The organism is Pirellulales bacterium, from assembly GCA_036499395.1.
GTDB lineage: Bacteria > Planctomycetota > Planctomycetia > Pirellulales > JACPPG01 > JACPPG01.
In genome coordinates, this window is record DASYDW010000013.1 from 1 (window position 1) to 5,653 (window position 5,653).

5 protein-coding genes are annotated in these 5,653 nt (G+C 60.1%); 2 read left to right on the forward strand and 3 right to left on the reverse strand.

From position 1 onward, the window contains the following. The coding region (locus VGN12_02745; GenBank protein HEY4308347.1) for a hypothetical protein at positions 1-889 on the reverse strand (889 nt) is incomplete at its 3' end. A gap of 200 nt (positions 890-1,089) precedes the next feature. On the opposite strand from VGN12_02745, the gene VGN12_02750 reads away from it, so the two are divergent. Next, positions 1,090-2,493 carry an FAD-binding oxidoreductase gene (locus VGN12_02750; protein ID HEY4308348.1) on the forward strand — a complete coding sequence of 468 codons (1,404 nt, stop codon included), beginning with the start codon at positions 1,090-1,092 and terminating at the stop codon, positions 2,491-2,493. Between the two features lie 574 nt (positions 2,494-3,067). Then, positions 3,068-4,408, forward strand: a complete 1,341-nt coding sequence (locus VGN12_02755; GenBank protein ID HEY4308349.1) for a carbohydrate porin — start codon at positions 3,068-3,070, stop codon at positions 4,406-4,408. A 148-nt stretch (positions 4,409-4,556) separates the two neighbouring features. On the opposite strand, the gene VGN12_02760 is transcribed toward VGN12_02755, so the two are convergent. Beyond that, the gene (locus VGN12_02760) at positions 4,557-4,955 is read right to left on the reverse strand and encodes a hypothetical protein (GenBank protein ID HEY4308350.1); all 399 of its coding nucleotides are present in this window, start codon (positions 4,953-4,955) and stop codon (positions 4,557-4,559) included. An 11-nt stretch (positions 4,956-4,966) separates the two neighbouring features. Continuing rightward, the gene (locus VGN12_02765; protein HEY4308351.1) at positions 4,967-5,527 is read right to left on the reverse strand and encodes a hypothetical protein; all 561 of its coding nucleotides are present in this window, start codon (positions 5,525-5,527) and stop codon (positions 4,967-4,969) included. Positions 5,528-5,653 lie beyond the last annotated feature (126 nt).

Below are 5,653 nucleotides of genomic sequence, written 5' to 3' on the forward strand. Positions count from 1 at the left end.
CGTGTTTGCCGGTAGCGATATTCGGCGCACCGGCAAACTTACGCGGTGGTCGGCCTTGCGTGACAACGCGTCCCATCGCGATCTCGAAATGCCGGCTCTGATAGCCGGGAACCGCGCGAATGTATGCGCCATCGATGAAAACGGAAACGGGAGACTTGCCGGCCTGGACTCGCTTACCTGTGTCGTCGGCATGAGCGCCCGGAATTTGGCCCGACATTTCGTGGAGGCGACCGGGATCACGCCGCACGAGTTCATCGAGGGTGCCCGCGTTGACGTGGCACGAATGATGCTGGAGGTAAGCGACCGGCCGTTGAAAGCCGTCGCCTTCGATTGCGGCTTCGGATCGGCGGACCGAATGAGGATCGTGTTCAGCACTCGCCTTGGCGTGCCCCCTGTCCAATACCGCGCCAGCTTCCGGCGGGCTGGATCGGAATAGATTGCAAGCTATCCGACGGGGCAGAACCGCCAATTTTTGATGCCACAAGGCTCCGACCGACTTTGTCAAGATACGACGTATTGCTGTCCTGATCAGACGGATCCTGTTCGTTGCCCGAAGCACGGCTCCGTGCGAAATACCGACTGCCAAATACAATAACTCTCGGGGAGAATGCTCCATGATCGCTGGTGGTGATTTCTCGAGCCAATTTAAAGAGCCTGCCTCGCCGAGGACACCTGGGAGTCTCGGTGCTGTCGTCAGAGCGCCGCGCCGTTCGGGAAAACTGAACTTGAGGATAGCATGAGAGTTCTTTTTGCTTCGACGCCCACATCGGGCCTTTTCAATCCGCCGCTTGCCATCGGGCGTATCCCGATCGCCACAGGTCATGAGGTCGTCGGCTTGAGCCGCCGTGCGTTCCGTCAGCGCGTCGAAGGCGTTGGCGCCAAGTTCCATTCCCTGCCCGCACAGGTAGATTTTGATCCGGGGGAACATCCACTCAGTGGCTCGCGAGTTGAAAACTCGCCCCCTGGACCAGAATGGCTGGGGTCACGCTAACACGGAGAGCAGCCCGTTCCTCGGCGAAGAGGCATTTTCCGGACGCCCCCGAGGTGTCTTGGCTTCGGATACAGCACTAGCAATTAGGATGTACGCTTATGACTTTCAGCGATTGGTCTCTGCCGCCGGTACTGCCGGAGGATGCCGCGCGCCTCGTGGCCACGGTCGCGGGTTCGGTTCTACTGCCCGGCGACGCACGATACGACGATGAACGCGCCGTCTGGAACCTCAATCACGAGTTGGTCCCCGCGGTGATCGTGGTGCCGGAGCGCGCGGCCGATATCCAGGCCGCCGTTAGATTCGCGGCGGAACAGCGACGGCCGATCCTGGTAAAGACCACCGGTCACCAAGTAATCGGCAAGGCGCACGGCGCCGTCGTGATCGCGACCAGGCGGATGAATAAAGTGGCCATTGATGTGGTCGGTCGCACGGCGCGGGTCGGCGCCGGAGCGATATGGTCCGAGGTCATCGAGAAAGCGACCAAGTTCGGGCTGGCTCCACTGAATGGATCGAATCCCACGGTAGGAGTTGCCGGTTACACCTTGGGCGGCGGGCTTAGCCCGACCCTCGGCCGCTCCCACGGCTACGCGGCCGACCATGTGCGCTCGCTCGACGTGGTGACCGCAGACGGCGAATTGCGGCATGTCAACGCGGTGTCCGAACCCGACCTGTTCTGGGCGCTACGCGGCGGCAAGGGCAACTTTGGAGTTGTCACCTCCTTGGAATTCAACCTGTTCCCAGTGCCCCGCCTTTACGGCGGCGGCATCTACTTCCCCGGTGAACGGACGGCCGACGTGCTGCGAATCTGGACCGCCTGGCACCCGACCACCCCGGAGACGATGGTTACGTCGATTGCCGTGATGCGGATGCCGTCGATGCTTGAAGTGCCCGAGCCTCTGCGCGGGAAGTTTCTGGTGTCGGTGCGGATCGCCTACAACGGGACGGCCGCGGACGGCGAGCGGATGGTAGAGCCGTTGCGGGCGATAGCCCCGGCAGTCTTGGACACCGTGGCAGATATGCCGTACACCTCGGTCGCGTCCATCCACAACGAGCCGACCGACCCAGTGCCCTACTACGAGCGGGGCATCATGCTGCGTGAGTTCCCCGCGCAGGCGCAGGACAAGCTGATCGAACTTGTCGGTTCCGGCGCTGACAAAGGCCTGGTAATCGCTGAGCTGCGTGCCTTGGGCGGGGCGTGGGACCGAGAACCGGCGGCGCCCAACGCAGTAGCGACGAGGGGCCTGCCGTACAGCCTGCTGGCCGTGGCGGCAGGTCCGCTGTCGGAGGAGCCGCAGCTCCAGAGGTCGGTCGCCGAACTGCTCGACGGCATGAAGCCCTGGCAGGGCGACCGGCGATACGTGAACAACCTCGCGCCGGACGAGGCGGCCGATGCCCCGGCGGTTTATGGACCGGAACGCTACAAGCGCTTGGCGTCCATCAAGAAGACCTACGATCCGGCAAACATGTTCCGGCTAAACCACAACGTGCTGCCGGCCGTCTGAATTGACACTGGCCGACCGGGCCGGCCGGGCCGGCCGGGGGGTATCAACGTGGTTATGTCCGACGCTACCGTTCCCGTAGAGTCGCTGACCGATCCGTTGCAATCGGGCCGATTACCCGACCGTCTCAGGCATTCCCCGTCGCCGAATTGTGGATTTAGCGGGAGCAGAGTTGACTACCATCAACCAGGTGGCTGACTAAATCCGCTAAAAGGTAGCGCGGTGATCGGTCCCCTCGCAACCTCGAGTGGCTCTATGGAAATTCGGCGCATATCTTACGAGGCACACCAAAGACGGCGGGAGTGCGCCGACCGGGCAAAGGTCGACCACATTGCCTTGAAGCTCGGAGGTCATCGCATGTTCGATATAGGTGGTGATTTCGGCATCCTGGCCGTGTAGTGATCGGGTACCTCGATTAGGCTGGGCGATCTTTTTGCCAGTGGGACTAATCGATGAAGACCCCGAAGCGTGCGACACAAGGCGCAGTGTCTACGGCCATTAATTTTCAACTGGCTTGACGTGGCGCTCAGCCGCATGGCTGCGCTTGTGGTTGCTAGACTAGGCGCTTCCGCGAATCATGGTAACTTGCCTGGTGGGGGCTGTATTGAAGGGGGCGAACATGCGATACGCGGCACTTTCAGCTGTGGAAATCCTGCTATTGGGCATTCTCTCGAGTGCTGTTGCACATGCCGGCGATCGCGCGGCCAAACCAGTTGATCCTACAAATACCATGGCTGCGCCGGATACGTGGTTGCTTGGCGACTGGGGCGGAGAACGGACCCATCTGCGGGGCCTGGGTATCGATTTTCAGTTCGGATATACGAGCGAAATCGCGAACAATCCGGCCGGCGGTATCGAGGGCAAGACGAGATACGCCGACCAGTATGCAGCAGGAGTGACGTTTGACCTCGATCGTCTGCTCGGTCTTCCGGCAGCGCAATTCCAGGTCACCCTGACGCAACGCCTTGGTCGCAATCTCAGCGACGACGCGGACCTTGGCACGCTTCAACAGGTACAGGAAGTGTACGGTCGAGGGCAGACCATCCGATTGACAGAATTCTGGTTCGACCAGAAATATGACGACGGATTGATCGACTGGAAGATCGGCCGCATGACCGTCGGCGGAGACTTCGCGTCATTTGCGTGTGACTTCCAGAACCTGACATTCTGTGGTTCGAACCCCGGCAATCTCGTCGGCAATTACATCTATAACTGGCCCATCAGCCAGTGGGGGACCCGTGTCAAGGTGGCGCTGGCTGGGTTCGGTTATGTCCAAGCCGGCGTCTTTGACGAAAACACCAAATACCTGGGCACCCAAGACCAGGTGCTTCCGGCATTCTTTTCCGGCTCCACGGGCGCGCTGATACCGGTCGAACTTGCGTGGCTTCCCAAGCTCGGCGCCGACGCGCTACCCGGCAGCTACAAGATCGGTGCGTGGTATGACACATCGACCACGGATGACGTCGTGTCCGACGTCAATGGCAATCCTTTCGCGCTGACAGGCCTGCCCGCGCGTCAGGATCGCGGGCGATACGGCGCCTACATCAATTTCCAGCAGCAGGTGACGAGCAACCTGAGCCTATTCCTTAACGCCGTCGTGGCGGATGATCGCACCGCTACCACCGACCGTCAGATCGCGGCCGGATTGACCTATACAGGCCTGTTCAGCTCGCGCCCCAAAGACGATATCGGCTTTGCGGTGGGCACCACGCACGTCAACAATCGCGTTGCCGACGTCCAAGCCATGCAAGATCGTCCTGTGCCCGGGTCGGAGTACGCTTTTGAGCTCTATTACACCTATCGTCCCACAGGCGGACTGCTTTTCCGCCCGAACGTCCAGTACGTCGTCAATCCGGGCGGCATCAGCGAAAACAAGAACGTTGTCGTGCTGGGCCTGAAGACCACGGCCACTTTCTGACTGACGTCACTTGCAAGTCTGGCTGGCTTTCTATGAGCCAGCTTAGAGCGCTTCTACATTTTTCCGAATCGGGTCGGATTCCCAAATCAGTTATGATCTGACGCGCTGATGCTGGCTGGGCGGAGGCCAGAATCAGATACTAGCACCTTTATCGAATGATATTCGTGAGCGTGTTGTAGCGGCCGTGTTGAACGGCGAAAGCAGTGACGGGCAGTCTCGAGACCCAATTCGATGAACAGGCGCGCAGGCCTCCAGCCGCGGCCCAGGAAAGACGAAAGCCTGGTAGCCGCAATAGCGCAGCCAGCATTGCGCCGGCCAGCGCGACCATCCAGAAGGCGGCATCCATAGAGGTGGTCATGCCGCCGCCGAGCAATGTGCCGGTGATATCGACAGGGGTCATCAATCGTCGCGCTTCGACGAGGTTCTGGACGGTAATACCGGCAACGATGACTACACCTGCCACAAGATAGCAGGACCGCAACAAACGGGCGCAGGTTGAGACAGCAGTGCGGACCCACGCGGCCGCGTCGGCCAACGATCGCTTCATCACTCCGGCTCTCATCGCGGGAACAACCCAAGAATCGAGGGCTGTGTCTCCATACGAGACAGTCGCCAAAGGTGGACGATAGGTATCAAAAGCGGCCATCCGCTCACGTAGATCTCGAAAATGATCTCTAGAGCGAGGTCCTCGAACCGGCGCGGCTCTTGAGGGACGGGCCCCCATGACGCGATCAGCAAAATCGGCAGGACAACGAACGGGACGGCTCCCCATCGCAATGCTTTGACTAACGTCACCCTTGCCGCGCATTGGGTTATCTTATTGTGAAAGATGCGGACGAGGAGTTTTGCAAACATCCACAAGGCAGGGATGCCCAAGATAGCGGTTGCCGACGCGATTGCCAATGGCGCGAACCCGCGCAGGTCGTCGATCGTTTTGGGATTTCCGATGGAATCCAAGAGCATCGTGACGAGCAACCACAGTCCGAGCAGCGAGAGGGGAGCGCAGAGAATAAAGATCAGATAGCAGGGCAAAGCAAAGACGATCACCTCGACAAGCAGGCAAAGTCTGTTACGCCAGTTGAGATCGATCGCATCTGAAAGAGGAGGGGCATCGGGCATGAGGGAACTTCTTCAGGCGGTGCTTGACGAGAGCGGACCATTTGTCCTGCACGAGCATTATGCCATCCCGGCAATCCTGGCGACGGGGATCGTTGTGATCATTCTGTCCTCGATGTCGCGCTTGAA

Coding starts and splice junctions, on each gene's coding strand:
- VGN12_02750 (HEY4308348.1), top strand. CDS start 1,090: ATGACTTTCAGCGATTGGTCTCTGCCGCCGGTACTGCCGGAGGATGCC.
- VGN12_02755 (HEY4308349.1), top strand. CDS start 3,068: ATGGTAACTTGCCTGGTGGGGGCTGTATTGAAGGGGGCGAACATGCGA.
- VGN12_02760 (HEY4308350.1), bottom strand. CDS start 4,955: ATGAAGCGATCGTTGGCCGACGCGGCCGCGTGGGTCCGCACTGCTGTC.
- VGN12_02765 (HEY4308351.1), bottom strand. CDS start 5,527: ATGCCCGATGCCCCTCCTCTTTCAGATGCGATCGATCTCAACTGGCGT.